Source organism: Microbacterium sp. M1A1_1b, assembly GCF_053345565.1.
Genome location: NZ_JBKFAJ010000002.1, coordinates 270,892 through 284,335 on the forward strand (window position 1 = coordinate 270,892; position 13,444 = coordinate 284,335).

The window sequence follows — 13,444 nt, forward strand, 5'->3', positions numbered from 1 at the left end:
TTCGTAGAGGTGGTGCGGTGTGGGTGGGGCACGCCGGCGGACCCCTGGTGGTGCGTCTAGTGGTGCGTGTCGTGGTCGGCCATGTAGCCGCTGCGGACGCTGTGCACGAGGCGTGCGAGCAGGGCGTCCCAGTCGTCGAGCGCTTCCTGGTCGAGGCGTGGGCCCGTCGTCGTGAGCCAGTGCTCGGCGATGACGACGATGCCGCTCATGAGCGACTCCACGAGCAATGCCGCGTCGAGGGCATCGGCCGCCGGGTGCCGGCGGACGACCTCTTCGCGCAGCCGGTCCGACACGCGCGAGAACGCGGTCTGTGTCAGCACGGCGGCCTTCGCGTCGGTCTCCTCGTCGGGCTCACCGAGGACCATCTGCATCCGCACGATCGCCGGCGCGAGGTCAGCACCGCGCGCGGCGGACTCGAGCTCGTCGAACATCGCCGAACGGGTGCCGTCGCCGACGGGGGTGTTCGCCATGTCGGCCAGGAACCGGTCGATGATCACCGACAGCACCTCTTCGCAGACGGTGAGCAGGATCTCGTCGAGCGAGGAGAAGTGGTTGAACACGGTGCGGCGCGCGACGTCGGCGCGCGCGGCGAGTTCGTCGACACTGAAGCCCCGGCCACGACGTTCGTCGACCAGCGCACGCGCGGCCTGCAGGATCGCGGCACGGTGCTTCGCCTTGAGGGCAGCACGGCGGTCGATCGACAGGGTCACGGCGGGAACACTAAGTGCATCGATGCACTCGGTGCAACACGGCGCAGGAGACGTCCAGGCTCGTCCCCCGGATCAGTCGGCCGATCACAGAAACTCCGTTCAGCACATCGGTGCCGTGGTTGACTGGCTCTGCATGCACACCCCGTACGAAGGAGTACCGATGCCTGTTCGTCTGTCCCCGGACGCCCTCGACGAGATCGCCGCGACCGGCATCGCGGTCCCGACGTACGACCGCGCCGGGATCACCGCCGGCATCGTGCACTTCGGTGTCGGTGGGTTCCACCGCGCGCACCAGGCGATGGTGATCGACCGGCTGCTGCAGCAGGGGAAGGCCCGCGACTTCGGGATCTGCGGCGTGGGTGTCCTCGAGCAGGACCGCCGGATGGCCGAGGCGATGGCGGCGCAGGGCGGCCTGTACACGCTCGTGCTGAAGCACCCGGACGGCACTCGGGACGCCCGCGTCATCGGCAGCATCGTCGACTACCTGCTGGCCGTCGACGACCCCGAGGCCGTGATCGCGAAGATGGCCTCGCCCGACACGAAGATCGTCAGTCTGACCATCACCGAGGGGGGCTACAACTTCGACCACGTGACGGGGGAGTTCGTCGCTGACGAGCCCGGTGTCGCCGCGGACCTGCGCGGGGAAGCGCCACCGCACACCGTCTTCGGGCTGGTCGTCGAGGCGTTGCGGCGTCGTCGTGACAGCGGCCAGGTGCCCTTCACGGTGATGTCGTGCGACAACATCCAGGGGAACGGGCGTGTCGCCCGGAGGATGTTCACCGCCTACGCCCGACTGCAGGATGCGGCCTTCGCGGACTGGATGGACGAACACGTCAGCTTCCCGAACTCGATGGTCGACCGGATCACGCCCGTCACGACCGACGAGGACCGCGCGGCCGTCCGCGAGGACCTGGGCATCGAGGACGCCTGGCCCGTCGTCGCGGAGCCGTTCTTCCAGTGGGTACTCGAGGACGACCACCCCGCCGGACGACCGCCGTACCAGGACGCCGACGTGCAGATCGTCGACGACGTCGAGCCCTACGAGCTGATGAAGCTGCGGCTGCTCAACGCGAGCCATCAGGGCCTGTGCTACTTCGGGTACCTGTCCGGGTACCGCTACGCCCACGAAGCCACGCAGGACCCCGCGATCGCGACGTTCCTGCGGCGGTACATGGACGAGGAGGGCACGCCGACGCTCACGCCCGTGCCCGGCATCGACCTCGACGACTACAAGGCCACGCTCATCGAACGCTTCCAGAACCCCGAGGTCCGCGACACCCTGGCCCGGCTCTGCGCCGAGTCGAGTGACCGCATCCCGAAGTGGCTGCTGCCCGTGGTCCGCGAGAACCTGGCGTCCGGCGGTCCCGTCGCGCTGTCCGCCGGCATCGTGGCGTCGTGGGCCCGGTACGCCGAGGGCACCGACGAGTCCGGCGAACCGATCACGATCGTCGACCGGTTGGCCGACTCGCTCCAACGGATCGCGCTGACGCAGCGCGAGGACCGGCTGGCCTTCATCGAGAACCGGGCGGTGTTCGGCGACCTGGCCGACGACGAACGGTTCGTCGCCGCGTACCGCGAGGCGCTCGACGGCCTGCTGGCGGACGGCGCGCACGCGACGGTGGAGCGCCTGTCGCGTTCCTGACGCGCCCACCCACCGGACGGGAGGACCGTGGCGGCGCCGCCACGGTCCTCCCGTCCGACCGTGGTCAGCATCGCGAGCCGCTCAGTCCGACGTGATCAGCGCGCTGACACGTGCGCCGAGCGACGCCTGCATCGGATCGACGCACACGGCGCGCTCGACCACCTGACGCATGAGATCCCGCGCCGGCCCGTCCCGCTGGCCGAGCCCGATCCGGTCCGCCGCACGAGCGAGGAGGCCGTCGATGTCGCCCATCCCGCGGGCGGTGGCCTTGACGGCGGCGATCACGTTCATGAGGGCACTCTCGGCGGGCGACCACGGCGTGACCCAGGACGGTGTCGCCGCGAAGGTCCCGCGGAGTTCCAGGTCGATCCGCTGGAACAGTGACCACTCCGCGATGCGCGCGAACACGAGCCGACGTGTGGCGCCGCTGTCCGGGTCGAGTCGGACGGACTCGACCGTGCCGACCGAGGTGAGCGCTCGCGGGATCGCCTCCGATCCTGCGTCACCTTGCGCACCGACCTCCCACGCCAGGTCGACATCGCTGTACCGGTCGGCGGTGCCGGCCGCTCGGGACCCGCGCAGCGACGTGGTGGAGCCGGGCAGCGCCGCTCGGAGCGCCGCCGTCAGGGCAGCGATGTCGTCCTCGACGGTCATGCCGCGAGCGGAGCGGCCGCTGTCCACAGATCGATCTCCGCGCCCTTGCGAACCGTCAGTGACTGTCACGATGCAAGGCATGGCGATGACCACACGGCAGGGCATCTGATGTCGTTCGATCCGGGGCCGCGGATCCGGAACCGGATCGCGACCGAGCGCGCGATCGAGGCGGCGGCGGTCAGTCTCGTGCAGGTGCAGGGATACGCGAAGACGACCGCTCGCGACATCGCGCAGGCCGCGGGCACGACCGAGCGCACGTTCTTCCGGTACTGCCCCGCGAAGGTCGACGCGTTCCGCTTCGGCGTGCAGTGGGTGCTCGAGGCGGCCGGCTGGTGCATCGGCGGGCAGCCGGGCTTCGCGGACCTGGTGAGCGGTGTCGAGCAGACCCTCGGCTGGTTGGAGCGGACGCGGGGACACCCGCGCCGGCACCTCATGCGGGTCACCGAGACCATCGACGAGGATCCGGTGCTGTCTGCGGCGATGTCGACCCGCGATGCCGCCTTGGTGCCCGACCTGCGGCGGACCTGGGCCGTGGATGACCCATTTGCGGTGCCGTTGACCGTGCTCGCCCTCCGCGAGTCGCTCTCGACCTGCGCTCGCGTGGGGGAGACCCGGCTCGCCCAGACCTTCGTGGTGACCTGCCGACGGCTTGCGGACTCGGCGCGGCACTGAGCTGCGTGCCCGAGCGGATCACGCGGTCAGCGGCGAGTTCGAGTTCGTCGGCCAGGCGCACATGGGGCGTGACGGGCAGGCTGGCCGCATGCGAACCAGGAACAGGCTCATCACTGGGGCCGTCGTCCTCGTCGCCGCGGCGTCGGCAGCGGTCGTCGTCACGCAGGTGCCGTTCGGGGAGACAGCGGGACCGGCGGCAACGACGTCAGCGGAGTCCGTCGCGGCGCGAGAGTCGTCGTCGAGTGCGGACCGCGCGATCCAGCGCTCGTTCGCCGCGCTCGAGCAGTCGCACCACGCGCGGCTCGGTGTCACCGCGATCGACACCCGCAGCGGTCGTCAGGTCGCGTACCGGGCGGGGGAGCGCTTCGCCTTCGCCTCGACGAACAAGACGTTCATCGTCGCCGCGGTGCTGGCGGCCTCGTCCGACGCGGACCTGGACACCGTCGTGCACTACGACCGGAGCGACCTGCTGTCCTACGCGCCGATCACCAGCCGGTTCGTCGACACGGGGATGACCGTCCGCGAGCTGATCGACGCGGCGATGCGGTTCAGCGACAACACCGCGGCGAACCTGCTCGTCGAGCGGGTGGGCGGACCGGACGCGGTCGAGCGGTACCTGCGTGTGACCGGTGACCGGACGACGAACGTCGACCGCCTGGAACCCGACCTGAACGAGGCGACGCCGGGCGACCCGCGGGACACGACCACGCCCGCGCAGTTCGCCACCGACCTGCGGAAGGTGCTGCTGGGCTCGACGCTCGGGACCACCGACCGCACGTTCATCCGGGACACGATGCTCGACAACACCACGGGCGCCGGGACGGTCCGCGCGGGTGTGGACCCCGCGTGGCCCGTCGCCGACAAGACCGGCACGGGGGAGTACGGCGTCCGGAACGACATCGCCGTGGTCTACCCGGCGGGACGGGCGCCGGTCGTGGTCGTCGTCATGACGAGCAAGGACCAGCCGGACGCCACCGCCGACGACGCCCTGGTGGCCGCGGCGGCACGAGCCGCGATCGCCGCGCTGCGGTGACCCGTCGCGGCTGCGGTGATCCGGAGCACCGCGGCGTACGCTCCGCGGCATGGCTGACTTCACCGCTGCACAGGCCGCCGTCGTCCGGATCGAACGGTCGGAGGCGGGGCGCTGGGACCTGACGATCGTCAGCGACAGCGGGGTCCCGATGGGGCACGGCGTGTACCTGTTCGAACCCGACCGCGACGACGAGCAGGACGAGGTCGCCGGCGCGGCCGAGTTCGTCAGCGAGTACGGCTTCCGCTTCGACGCCGATGCCGTCGTCGCGGACGGCCCCGACGCCTTCTGGGCGCCGCTGCTGCCGAAGGACTGACCGGCTAGGACAGCTTCTTGCTCTCCTGCAGCCACCCCGCCAGGTCGGTCATGTACTGCGCCTGCGACGTGTAGTCGAGCGCCGGGAACGTCCAGCTGTGGACCTGGCCGGCGACGAGCGCCGGGTTGTCGGCGAAGGTCGGCTGCTTCTGCAGGTCGGCGACCTGGTAACCCTGCTGCGACAGCAGGATGACGTCACCGCGCACCTGGCCCGCGTTCTCCCAGCTGTAGATGCCCCAGTACCAGCCCTTGGGCTTCGGGGTGACCAGGTCGAGACCGAAGTCGCTGTACATCTGCAGGGTCGGCTCGTCCGAGGGACGGGTGACGTAGGCACCGTCGCCGTCCGCGTACATCGACACGACCTTCAGGTCCTGTTCCTTCGCCGCGGCGGTGAGCTGCTGCTTGGCGGTGTCGAAGCGCTTCTCGGCGGCGGTCACCGTCGACTCCTTCGCCCCGAGGGACTCGGCCAGCTTGCTGATGGTCGTGATGACGTCGAGGCCCTTGCCGCCCCACTTGACCTGGACGATCGGAGCGATGGCCGCGATCTGCTTCTGCTGCGCGATGTCCTTGAAGCCGTAGCCGGGCGCCTTCGGGTCGAGCGTGCCCGACGAGTCCGTGGGGTAGACCGACGTGACGACCAGGTCGGGCTTGAGCGCCGCGAGCTGCTCGAGGTCGATGTCGCCGTACCCGGTGCCGAGCTGGGTGATGCCCTTGGTGTCGACGCCCTTGAACCGCGCGTCCGACGCCATCGTCAGCTGCCCGAAGGTGCCGACCGGGCGCAGGCCGTAGTGCACGAACGACAGGGCGATGTCGTTGAGGACCACGACGCGCTTCGGGGTGTGGTCGACCTTGACGGTGGTGCCGGTGGCGTCCTTGTAGGACCAGGCCCCGTCGGACACCGACGTGGACCCACCCCCGCCGCCGTCGGATGACGAGCCGGTCGTCCCGGTGCTCGAGCAGCCGGCCAGGAGGAGGGCCGTCGCGGCCACAGCGGTCAGGAGTACGGATCGGAGCTTCACGTTAGGAGAGCCTAACCTAAGTCGGCGTCGGCTGCGAGCCCTGACAGGTGATCGAGGTCGTGCTCGTCCGCCTCGGGCACGACCATGGGCGCTCCCGTCACCGGATCCGGCACGACCCGGGCGTGCAGGCCGAACGCCCGGGCCAGGACCTCGGGCGTCAGGACGTCACGCGGTGCGCCGTCGGCCGCGACGCCGCCGTCGTGCAGCACCACCAGGCGGTCCGAGTAGCGGGCGGCGAGCGTCAGGTCGTGCAGGACCATCACGACCGTCGAGCCCTGGTCGCGGTTGATCCGCCGCACCAGCCGCAGCACCTCGAGCTGGTGCGCCAGGTCGAGGTACGTCGTGGGTTCGTCGAGCAGCAGGGTCTCGGCGTGCTGGGCGAGCACCAGGGCGATCCACGCGCGCTGCCGCTGGCCGCCGGACAGGCTCGCGACGTCGCGGTGGGCCACGTCGGTCAGCCCGGTGGCGGCGATCGCGTCCTCGGCGACGGCAGCGTCCTCGGGGGTCCACGGCTTCGCCCACGACTGGTGCGGGTTCCGTCCGCGCATCACCAGGTCGAGGACGCTCGTGCCGGCGGGCGCGACGGGGGACTGGGGCAGGATCGCGAGCTTCCGGGCGACGGCGCGGTTCGGCTGCGAGCGGATCGGGGTGCCGTCCAGGTGGACCTCGCCCGCGATGGGCTTGAGGACACGACCGAAGGCCTTCAACAACGTGGACTTGCCGCAGCCGTTCGCCCCGAGGAAGGTCGTGACGGTGCCGCGCTCGATCGACAGGTCGAGGTCCCGGAGCACCGGGTGGCGGTCGTAGCCGACGGACAGGCCGCGGGCCTGCAGGACCGGTGTCGTCGCGGGCGGCGCGAGGGTCGGGGCGTGAGCCGGTGCGGTCGGGGTCATCGGGACATCTCCTTGCGGTGACGGACGAGCAGCCAGATCAGGTAGGGGGCACCGATCACGGTCGTGACGATGCCGACGGGCACCTGCCACGGGAACGCCGAGCGTGCGAGCAGGTCGGCGCCGAGGACCAGGACGGCCCCGAGTGCGGCGGACAGCAGCAGCGGTGGTCGGTTCGTGCCGGCCAGACGGAGCGCGACCTGCGGCACGACGAACGCGACGAACCCGACCGGCCCCGCAGCGGCGACGGCAGCGGCGGTGAGCACCACGGCCAGGGCGATCACGAGCAGCCGGTGCCGCTGGATGCCCAGTCCGACGCCGACTGCGACCTCGTCCCCGAGCTGGCCGATGCCGAGCGCGGCGCTCGTCGCGAGGGCGATCGGGACGGCCACCGCTGCGACGATCAACAGTGGCCAGAAGGCCGACCATGAGGTGCTCGACAGGCTGCCGACCAGCCACTGCGAGGCCGCGGTCGCCTGGGTGATCTGCGCGCGCACGAGCAGGTAGCTGGTCATCGCGTCGAGTGTGGCGCTGACCCCGATGCCGACCAGGACCAGCCGGTAGCTCTGCACGCCGCCGCGCCACCCGAGGCCGTACACGACCGCAGCGGCGACCAGGGCACCGACCGTGGCGGCAACGGGGATCCCGCCGCCGAGCACCAGCGCGCTGATCGAGGCGCTGCCACCGCCCAGCACCACGGCGGCGACGGCGCCGACGCTCGCGCCGGAGGTCACCCCGATGATGTCGGGCGTCCCGAGCGGATTGCGTGTGAAGGTCTGTGTCAAGGCGCCGGCGACCGCCAGGGTCAGGCCGACCAGGGCGCCGGTGAGGACCCGGGGCAACCGGAGCGTGGTGACGATGAAGGCGTCCGGACCGCTCTCGAGTCCGAGCAGCGAGCGGATGACGACGCCGGGTGTGATCCACGTCGACCCGATGGCGACGCCGAGCACGACGAGCAGCAGGGCGACCACGACCGCGCCGATGGTCATGCCGAACACGCGCGGGCGCCAGGCGAGTCCGACGGGTCCGATCCGGACGCCCCGGCGCGCCGAGGCCGCCCCGGGCGCCACGCGGCGTCCGGCTGCGTCGGGTCCCACGGCCGCCGTGGTCGGCCCGGCCGCTCGGGTCGCCGCCGTCCGCCCGCTCACAGCGCCACCAGCGATCGCCGACGTGCCACGGCCACGAACACCGGACCGCCGATCACGGCGAGCACGATGCCGACCTCGACCTCGGCGAACCCGCCGATCAGCCGCCCGATCACGTCGGCCAGCAGCACCAGTGCCGCGCCGAGCAGCGCCGAGGCGGGCAGCGCCCACCGGTGCCCCGTGCCGACCAGGGCACGGGCGACGTGCGGCACGGTCAGGCCGACGAAACCGATCGGGCCGGCGGCGGCGGTCGCACCGGCGGCCAGCAGCGTGATGCCGCCCAGGCCGACCAGTCGTGCGACCAGCAGGTTCTCGCCGAGGCCCCGTGCCAGGTCGGTGCCGAGGCCCAATGCGTCGAGGGCGCGCACGTTGGCGACGGCAAGCACGAGCCCGACGACCAGGAACGGCCACGTCGCGCCGAGCACGTCGAGCTGTCGGCCGGACAGCGACCCGACGACCCACAGCCGGTAGGCGTCGAGCGAGTCCTGGTCGGTGAGCACGATGAACGACGTCACGGCGCCGAGCAGCGCGGACACGGCCGCACCGGCGAGGGCGAGCGGCACCGGGCTGGCGGTCCCGCTGCCCGCGATCGTCACCGAGAACACGACGACGCTGGCCACGACGGCACCGGCAAGGGCGAACCACACCGTGACGCCCGTGCTGGTGATGCCGAAGACGTAGACCCCGAGCACGACGGCCAGTCCGGCGCCGGCCGACACCCCGAACAGGCCGGGGTCGGCGAGCGGGTTGCGCGTATGGCCCTGCATGAGCAGCCCGGCGACACCGAGTGCAGCACCGACGGTCGCACCGATGAGCGTCCGGGGGACGCGGGAGCCCCAGACGATCGCCTCGTCGGTGCTGCTGCCGGTGTGCAGCAGCCCGGCCAGCACCCGCCCGGTGCCGATCTGGTTGCTGCCGAGCACCATGCTCAGGACGACCGTGACCGCCAATGCGAGCACCATGGCAACCACGAGGAGCGCTCGGCGACGGAGCGTGGCGCGGTGGACGCCGACCGAGCCGACGGCAGCGCTGACGACCGTGGAGCGGGCATCGGTCACGACGGGAACGGGGGGTGGCACGCGAACCATCTTAGGTTAGCCTTCCCTCATGGCGAAGACCCCGCGGCTCATGCCCACGAACCCCCGGCTCTTCCGTGCACGCGTGCTGCGGACCGAGCGGGCAACCCCGTCGATGCACCGCGTCACCGTCACCGGCGACGACCTGCACGAGTTCGGGTACCTCGGCTTCGACCACTGGTTCCGCCTGTTCCTGCGGCTGCCGCACCAGGACACCTTCCGCCTGCCCGAGCTCGACGGCGCGAAGTGGTGGCCGCCGTTCCTGGCCATCCCCGAGGACGTCCGCCCGCACTGCGCGAACTACACCGTCGCCGCGTTCCGTCCCGCGACCGGGTCCACCCGCGCCGAGCTCGACATCGACTTCGTGGTGCACACCGACGCCGACGGCACCCCCGAGGGCCGCGCCGCGCTCTGGGCCTGTGCGGCACGACCGGGCGACGAGCTCGCCTTCCTGGACCAGGGGTGCATCTTCGACTGCCCGGACGACGCCTCCGAGGTGCTGGTCGTGGCTGAGGAGACCGGGCTGCCCGGCGTCGTCGGCATCGCGGCCTCACTCCCACGCGACACGGTCGGGCGGATCATCCAAGAGGTCCCGACTGCCGGTGACATCCGCGAACTCGACGCTCCGGCCGGGGTCACTGTGACCTGGCTCGTCCGGCAGGACCCGCACGCGACGCCTGGTGCCGCTGCGCTCGAGGAACTCCGCCGGCACACGCCGTCCGACGACCGCGGCTACGCCTTCGTCGTGGGCGAGTCGACCCTGGCCACCGAGGGCCGTCGCCACCTGCACCGCTCCGGCCTGCCGAAGTCGCGCATCACCTTCAGCGGGTTCTGGAAGCAGGAGAAGGCCCGCGTCCTCGCCTGAGCGGACCGCCCTCGGACCGCACCGCAGACGGACGGGAGGCCCGGTGCCAGCTGGCACCGGGCCTCCAGTCCGTCGTGTGGTGGCGTCAGCCCTTGAGGCCGGAACCCGTCACGCCCTCCACGATCTGCCGCTGGAAGATCAGGTAGAGGATGATCAGCGGCAGCGCCGCCAGCAGCGCACCCGCCTGGATGTCGGCGTAGCGCTGGCCGAAGCTGCCCTGCACCGTCGCCAGACCCACCGGAATGGTCATCAGGTCCGGGTTCGACAGGACGAACAGCGGCAGCAGCAGGTTGTTCCACACGCCGACGAACGTCAGGATCGTCACCGCGGCGATGACCGGACGCGACAGCGGCAGGATCACCGACCAGTAGATCTTCCAGATGTTCGCGCCGTCGATGCGGGCTGCTTCCTCGAGCTCGCGGGGGATGCCGTCGAAGAACTGCTTGAAGATGAACACCGCGATCACGGCGGGCACCTGCGGGAAGATGACCGACCAGTAGGTGTTCAGCAGGTTGACGGAGTTGAGCTCCTGGAAGATCGGGATGATCAGGACCTGCGTCGGGATCATGATCCCGAGGATGATCAGCAGGAACGCGACGTTCCGGCCGCGGAACACCAACCGGCTCAGAGCGAAGGCCGCCATCGAGGCGAAGAACACCGTCAGCACGGCCGTGATGACGCTCGTGATGCCGCTGGCCAGGTACCAGTTCCAGATGTCGCCGGCCTGGAACAGCGACGCGTACGAGTGCAGCGTCGGGTTCCAGTTCGACAGGATCGAGTTGGCGCCGAGCGCCGCGACACCGTTGTCGGACAACGACGTCTTGAGCGCGAACAGGCTCGGGATCAGCCAGATGATCGCGAACACCGTCAGGATGATGCCCGACGCGATCGTGAAGCCCCGGCCGCTGACGCCGATCTTGGCGGCGCTGGTGGGCGCGGCCGACGAGACGCCGGAGCGGTACTTCGGGCGGTCGGTCGTGATGCTCTCGGTGGTGGTCATGTCAGGCACCGATCTCTCGCTTGGCGGCAGCGCGCTCGACGAGCTGCCGGATGACTGCGATCGCGACGATCACGATGAACAGGAGCACCGACGCGGCCGATGCGGCACCGAGACGGTTGTCGGTGAACCCGACACCGGTGATGAGCTGCAGCGAGACCTGCGTCGAGATGCCCGGACCGCCGTTCGTCATCAGGTAGACCTGGTCGAAGATCTTCAGGCTCGCGATGATCTGCAGCAGGATGACCAGCGTCGTCGTGCGGCCGAGCAGCGGGAGCGTGATCGACTTGATCTGCTGCCAGTTCGACGCGCCGTCGACGGCAGCGGCCTCGTACAGTTCGCGGGGGATCTCCTGCAGGCCGGCCAGGTACAGCACGAAGTTGAACCCGAGCGTCCACCAGACCGTGGCGAGTGCGACGCCGATCATCGCGGTGTTCGGGCTGGCCAGCACGCCGGCACCCGGGGTCATCCCGAGCAGCGACTGGATGCTGGCGAACAGGCCCGTGCTGGGCGTGAAGATGAACACCCAGATGAGCGAGATCGTCGCGGACGGCAGGATGAACGGCAGGAAGAACGCCAGGCGGAAGAACCACTGCCCGCGGTTCATCCGGTTCGTCAGCACGGCCAACACGAACGCCAGGATGACGAGCGGCGGGGTCGTGTAGAGCGTGAACTGCAGCGTGTGCCAGAGCGACGACCAGAAGTCCGCGCGGCTGAGCATCTCGGTGTAGTTCGCGAACCCGGCGAAGCTGCCGAGCCCGGTGCGGACGGTCGAGGTGTTGAAGAAGCTCGTGACGATCATCCAGACCGTCGGGCCGAGCAGGAAGGCCACGTAGAACAGGCCGAAGGGGGCGAGGAAGAGCCACCCGCTGCGACCCTGGCCGCGCGTGAGACTGGTCCGGTAGGTGCGCAGACGGCCCGGGACGAGGGCCGCGTCCGAGGCGCGGTCGAGGACTGGTGCTGTGGTCACGTCATCGTGCCTTTCGCGGGGTGTTCACGGCGTTCGTGGTGGGCAGGACCGCTCGGTCGCCGGTCACAGGGGGCTCGGGGTGTCGAGGTACGTGGACAGCTGGGACTTGATCGCGCTCATGGCGGCAGCGGGGGAGCTGCTGCCCTGTTGCACGAGTGCGAGCTGCGCACCGACGGTGTTCTCGAACGTCGAGCCGGACCCGCCGTACCAGGCGGCGTCGTCGAACACGGCGCTCTCGGCGGCCGAGGCGTAGTTCGACTGCGGCGTCAGGTTCTTGTACGCCGAGCTGTCGTACGTCGGCAGGTACGCCGGGACGTGACCGCCCTGTGCCCAGGTCAGGCTCTGCTCGAGCATCTGCTTGATGAAGAGCATCGCCGCCTTCTTCTGCTCCGGCGTGCGGTCCTTGCGGGGCAGGATGAACGTGTGCGAGTCGGCCTGGGTGGCCGGCTTGTCGAAGAGCTGCGGGATCGGCGCCATGCCGAACTTCAGCCCCTTGATGGACTGCGCCGTGCTGATCTCCCACTCGCCCTGCATGAAGAACCCGGACTTGCCGGTGAACATCAGCGTCTGCGCCGTGGCGTAGTCGAGGCCCTTGTTGAGCCAGCCGTTCTTCACCCACTTCTGGGTCATGTCGGTGACCTTGGTGTAGGCGTCCTCGTTGACGGTGAGCTTCGCGCCACCGTCGCTGATGAACGGCGTCGCACCGTTGATCTGGTTGTACATCGTCCAGAAGAAGCGCCACGGGGTGGCGACCTCGGAGACGTTCGCGACGTTGAGGGCCGTGCCGCCGGTGACCTTGGCGACCGCGGCCAGGGCGCTCTCGAACGCGTCGACACCGGTCAGGTCCTTGAGGTTGCCGTCGCCGTCGATCAGGCCCGCCTTCTGGCAGACGTCGACGTTGTAGAAGAGCACGAAGGGGTGGGTGTCGAGCGGCACACAGATGTTCTTGCCGTCGGTCTTCTGCGCCGTCCACGCCTTCTGGTTGAAGTCGCTGGCACTCAGTCCGACGCCCGCCAGGTCCTCGGACGTGATCGGGTCGAGCAGGTCGCCGTCCCACAGCGGCTTGGCGCGGGTCAGGTGCGAGATCGCGACGTCCGGCGGCTTGTTGCCGACGGTGGCGAGCGTGACCTTGGAGTAGTACGGGTTGCCCCAGGCGAACGTCGTCGCCTGCAGGGAGCTGGACCCGCCGTGCTGCTTGGCGTAGCCGCGTTCCATCTCCTGCATGCGAAGACCGTCGCCGCCGCCGAACAGGTTCCAGAAGACGAGGGTGTCGGGGTTGAGGGCACTGCCGGCCAGGCCGGCGGAGATCGGGCTGGAGCAGGCGGCCAGCGGCAGGACCGTGGCTGCCGCGGCACCGGCGGCGAGCAGGCCCCTGCGGGAGAAGCCGGCGCCGCGCAGCTGCGCAACGGGTGGGACGGGTCGGTTCGGCATGGCATCACTCCATCGGGATGGGCCGGGC

At 70.4% G+C, this 13,444-nt stretch carries 14 protein-coding genes; 5 read left to right on the forward strand and 9 right to left on the reverse strand.

Going from position 1 to position 13,444, the window contains the following annotated elements; genetic code table 11:
- Nucleotides 1-56: 56 nt before the first annotated feature.
- Nucleotides 57-710, reverse strand: a complete 654-nt coding sequence (locus ACLBWP_RS05885) for a TetR/AcrR family transcriptional regulator (protein ID WP_447654460.1) — start codon at nt 708-710, stop codon at nt 57-59.
- A 160-nt stretch (nt 711-870) separates the two neighbouring features.
- Here ACLBWP_RS05885 and ACLBWP_RS05890 point away from each other — a divergent pair, with 160 nt between their 5' ends.
- Complete coding sequence (locus ACLBWP_RS05890; RefSeq protein ID WP_447654461.1) at nt 871-2,352, forward strand: mannitol dehydrogenase family protein; 1,482 nt, start codon at nt 871-873, stop codon at nt 2,350-2,352.
- Nucleotides 2,353-2,433: 81 nt separating this feature from the next.
- Here ACLBWP_RS05890 and ACLBWP_RS05895 read toward each other — a convergent pair whose 3' ends face one another.
- Nucleotides 2,434-3,006 (reverse strand): hypothetical protein, encoded by a 573-nt coding sequence (locus ACLBWP_RS05895; protein WP_447654462.1) that lies wholly within the window; start codon nt 3,004-3,006, stop codon nt 2,434-2,436.
- Between the two features lie 108 nt (nt 3,007-3,114).
- On the opposite strand from ACLBWP_RS05895, the gene ACLBWP_RS05900 reads away from it, so the two are divergent.
- From ACLBWP_RS05900 to ACLBWP_RS05910, 3 genes are all read left to right on the forward strand, one after another.
- Entirely contained in the window at nt 3,115-3,678 is a 564-nt protein-coding gene (locus ACLBWP_RS05900; RefSeq protein WP_447654463.1) for a TetR family transcriptional regulator, read from the forward strand.
- Nucleotides 3,679-3,766: 88 nt separating this feature from the next.
- On the forward strand, nt 3,767-4,711 hold the full coding sequence (gene bla / locus ACLBWP_RS05905) for a class A beta-lactamase (protein ID WP_447654464.1): 945 nt from the start codon (nt 3,767-3,769) through the stop codon (nt 4,709-4,711).
- A gap of 49 nt (nt 4,712-4,760) precedes the next feature.
- Nucleotides 4,761-5,024, forward strand: coding sequence for a hypothetical protein (locus ACLBWP_RS05910; RefSeq protein ID WP_447654465.1), 264 nt, complete (start codon nt 4,761-4,763; stop codon nt 5,022-5,024).
- A gap of 4 nt (nt 5,025-5,028) precedes the next feature.
- Here ACLBWP_RS05910 and ACLBWP_RS05915 read toward each other — a convergent pair whose 3' ends face one another.
- The 4 genes from ACLBWP_RS05915 to ACLBWP_RS05930 are packed head-to-tail and all read right to left on the reverse strand — an operon-like array spanning nt 5,029 to nt 9,156.
- Nucleotides 5,029-6,042 carry an ABC transporter substrate-binding protein gene (locus tag ACLBWP_RS05915; RefSeq protein ID WP_447654466.1) on the reverse strand — a complete coding sequence of 338 codons (1,014 nt, stop codon included), beginning with the start codon at nt 6,040-6,042 and terminating at the stop codon, nt 5,029-5,031.
- A gap of 11 nt (nt 6,043-6,053) precedes the next feature.
- The gene (locus tag ACLBWP_RS05920) at nt 6,054-6,935 is read right to left on the reverse strand and encodes an ABC transporter ATP-binding protein (protein ID WP_447654467.1); all 882 of its coding nucleotides are present in this window, start codon (nt 6,933-6,935) and stop codon (nt 6,054-6,056) included.
- Nucleotides 6,932-8,029, reverse strand: coding sequence for a FecCD family ABC transporter permease (locus tag ACLBWP_RS05925; protein WP_447654468.1), 1,098 nt, complete (start codon nt 8,027-8,029; stop codon nt 6,932-6,934). Before ACLBWP_RS05925 ends, ACLBWP_RS05920 begins: the two co-directional genes overlap by 4 nt.
- Before the next feature lie 47 nt (nt 8,030-8,076).
- A complete protein-coding gene (locus tag ACLBWP_RS05930; RefSeq protein WP_447654469.1) occupies nt 8,077-9,156 on the reverse strand; it encodes a FecCD family ABC transporter permease in 1,080 nt (359 codons plus the stop codon).
- Nucleotides 9,157-9,184: 28 nt separating this feature from the next.
- Here ACLBWP_RS05930 and ACLBWP_RS05935 point away from each other — a divergent pair, with 28 nt between their 5' ends.
- Nucleotides 9,185-10,018: a siderophore-interacting protein gene (locus tag ACLBWP_RS05935; protein WP_447654470.1), complete on the forward strand. Its 834-nt coding sequence runs from the start codon at nt 9,185-9,187 to the stop codon at nt 10,016-10,018.
- 85 nt (nt 10,019-10,103) lie between these two features.
- Here the strand turns inward: ACLBWP_RS05935 and ACLBWP_RS05940 are convergent, their stop codons facing one another.
- The 3 genes from ACLBWP_RS05940 to ACLBWP_RS05950 all read right to left on the reverse strand — a co-directional run bounded on the left by ACLBWP_RS05940 (nt 10,104) and on the right by ACLBWP_RS05950 (nt 13,416).
- On the reverse strand, nt 10,104-11,018 hold the full coding sequence (locus ACLBWP_RS05940) for a carbohydrate ABC transporter permease (RefSeq protein ID WP_447654471.1): 915 nt from the start codon (nt 11,016-11,018) through the stop codon (nt 10,104-10,106).
- 1 nt (nt 11,019) lies between these two features.
- A complete protein-coding gene (locus ACLBWP_RS05945) occupies nt 11,020-11,985 on the reverse strand; it encodes a carbohydrate ABC transporter permease (protein WP_243562439.1) in 966 nt (321 codons plus the stop codon).
- A gap of 63 nt (nt 11,986-12,048) precedes the next feature.
- Nucleotides 12,049-13,416, reverse strand: coding sequence for an extracellular solute-binding protein (locus ACLBWP_RS05950; RefSeq protein WP_447654472.1), 1,368 nt, complete (start codon nt 13,414-13,416; stop codon nt 12,049-12,051).
- Between the last annotated feature and the right edge of the window lie 28 nt (nt 13,417-13,444).

What these genes read in the sequence shown, in the direction of transcription:
- ACLBWP_RS05890 (WP_447654461.1), top strand. Translation starts at nt 871, where the DNA reads ATGCCTGTTCGTCTGTCCCCGGACGCCCTCGACGAGATCGCCGCGACC.
- ACLBWP_RS05895 (WP_447654462.1), bottom strand. Translation starts at nt 3,006, where the DNA reads ATGACCGTCGAGGACGACATCGCTGCCCTGACGGCGGCGCTCCGAGCG.
- ACLBWP_RS05900 (WP_447654463.1), top strand. Translation starts at nt 3,115, where the DNA reads ATGTCGTTCGATCCGGGGCCGCGGATCCGGAACCGGATCGCGACCGAG.
- bla (WP_447654464.1), top strand. Translation starts at nt 3,767, where the DNA reads ATGCGAACCAGGAACAGGCTCATCACTGGGGCCGTCGTCCTCGTCGCC.
- ACLBWP_RS05910 (WP_447654465.1), top strand. Translation starts at nt 4,761, where the DNA reads ATGGCTGACTTCACCGCTGCACAGGCCGCCGTCGTCCGGATCGAACGG.
- ACLBWP_RS05920 (WP_447654467.1), bottom strand. Translation starts at nt 6,935, where the DNA reads ATGACCCCGACCGCACCGGCTCACGCCCCGACCCTCGCGCCGCCCGCG.
- ACLBWP_RS05935 (WP_447654470.1), top strand. Translation starts at nt 9,185, where the DNA reads ATGGCGAAGACCCCGCGGCTCATGCCCACGAACCCCCGGCTCTTCCGT.
- ACLBWP_RS05940 (WP_447654471.1), bottom strand. Translation starts at nt 11,018, where the DNA reads ATGACCACCACCGAGAGCATCACGACCGACCGCCCGAAGTACCGCTCC.
- ACLBWP_RS05950 (WP_447654472.1), bottom strand. Translation starts at nt 13,416, where the DNA reads ATGCCGAACCGACCCGTCCCACCCGTTGCGCAGCTGCGCGGCGCCGGC.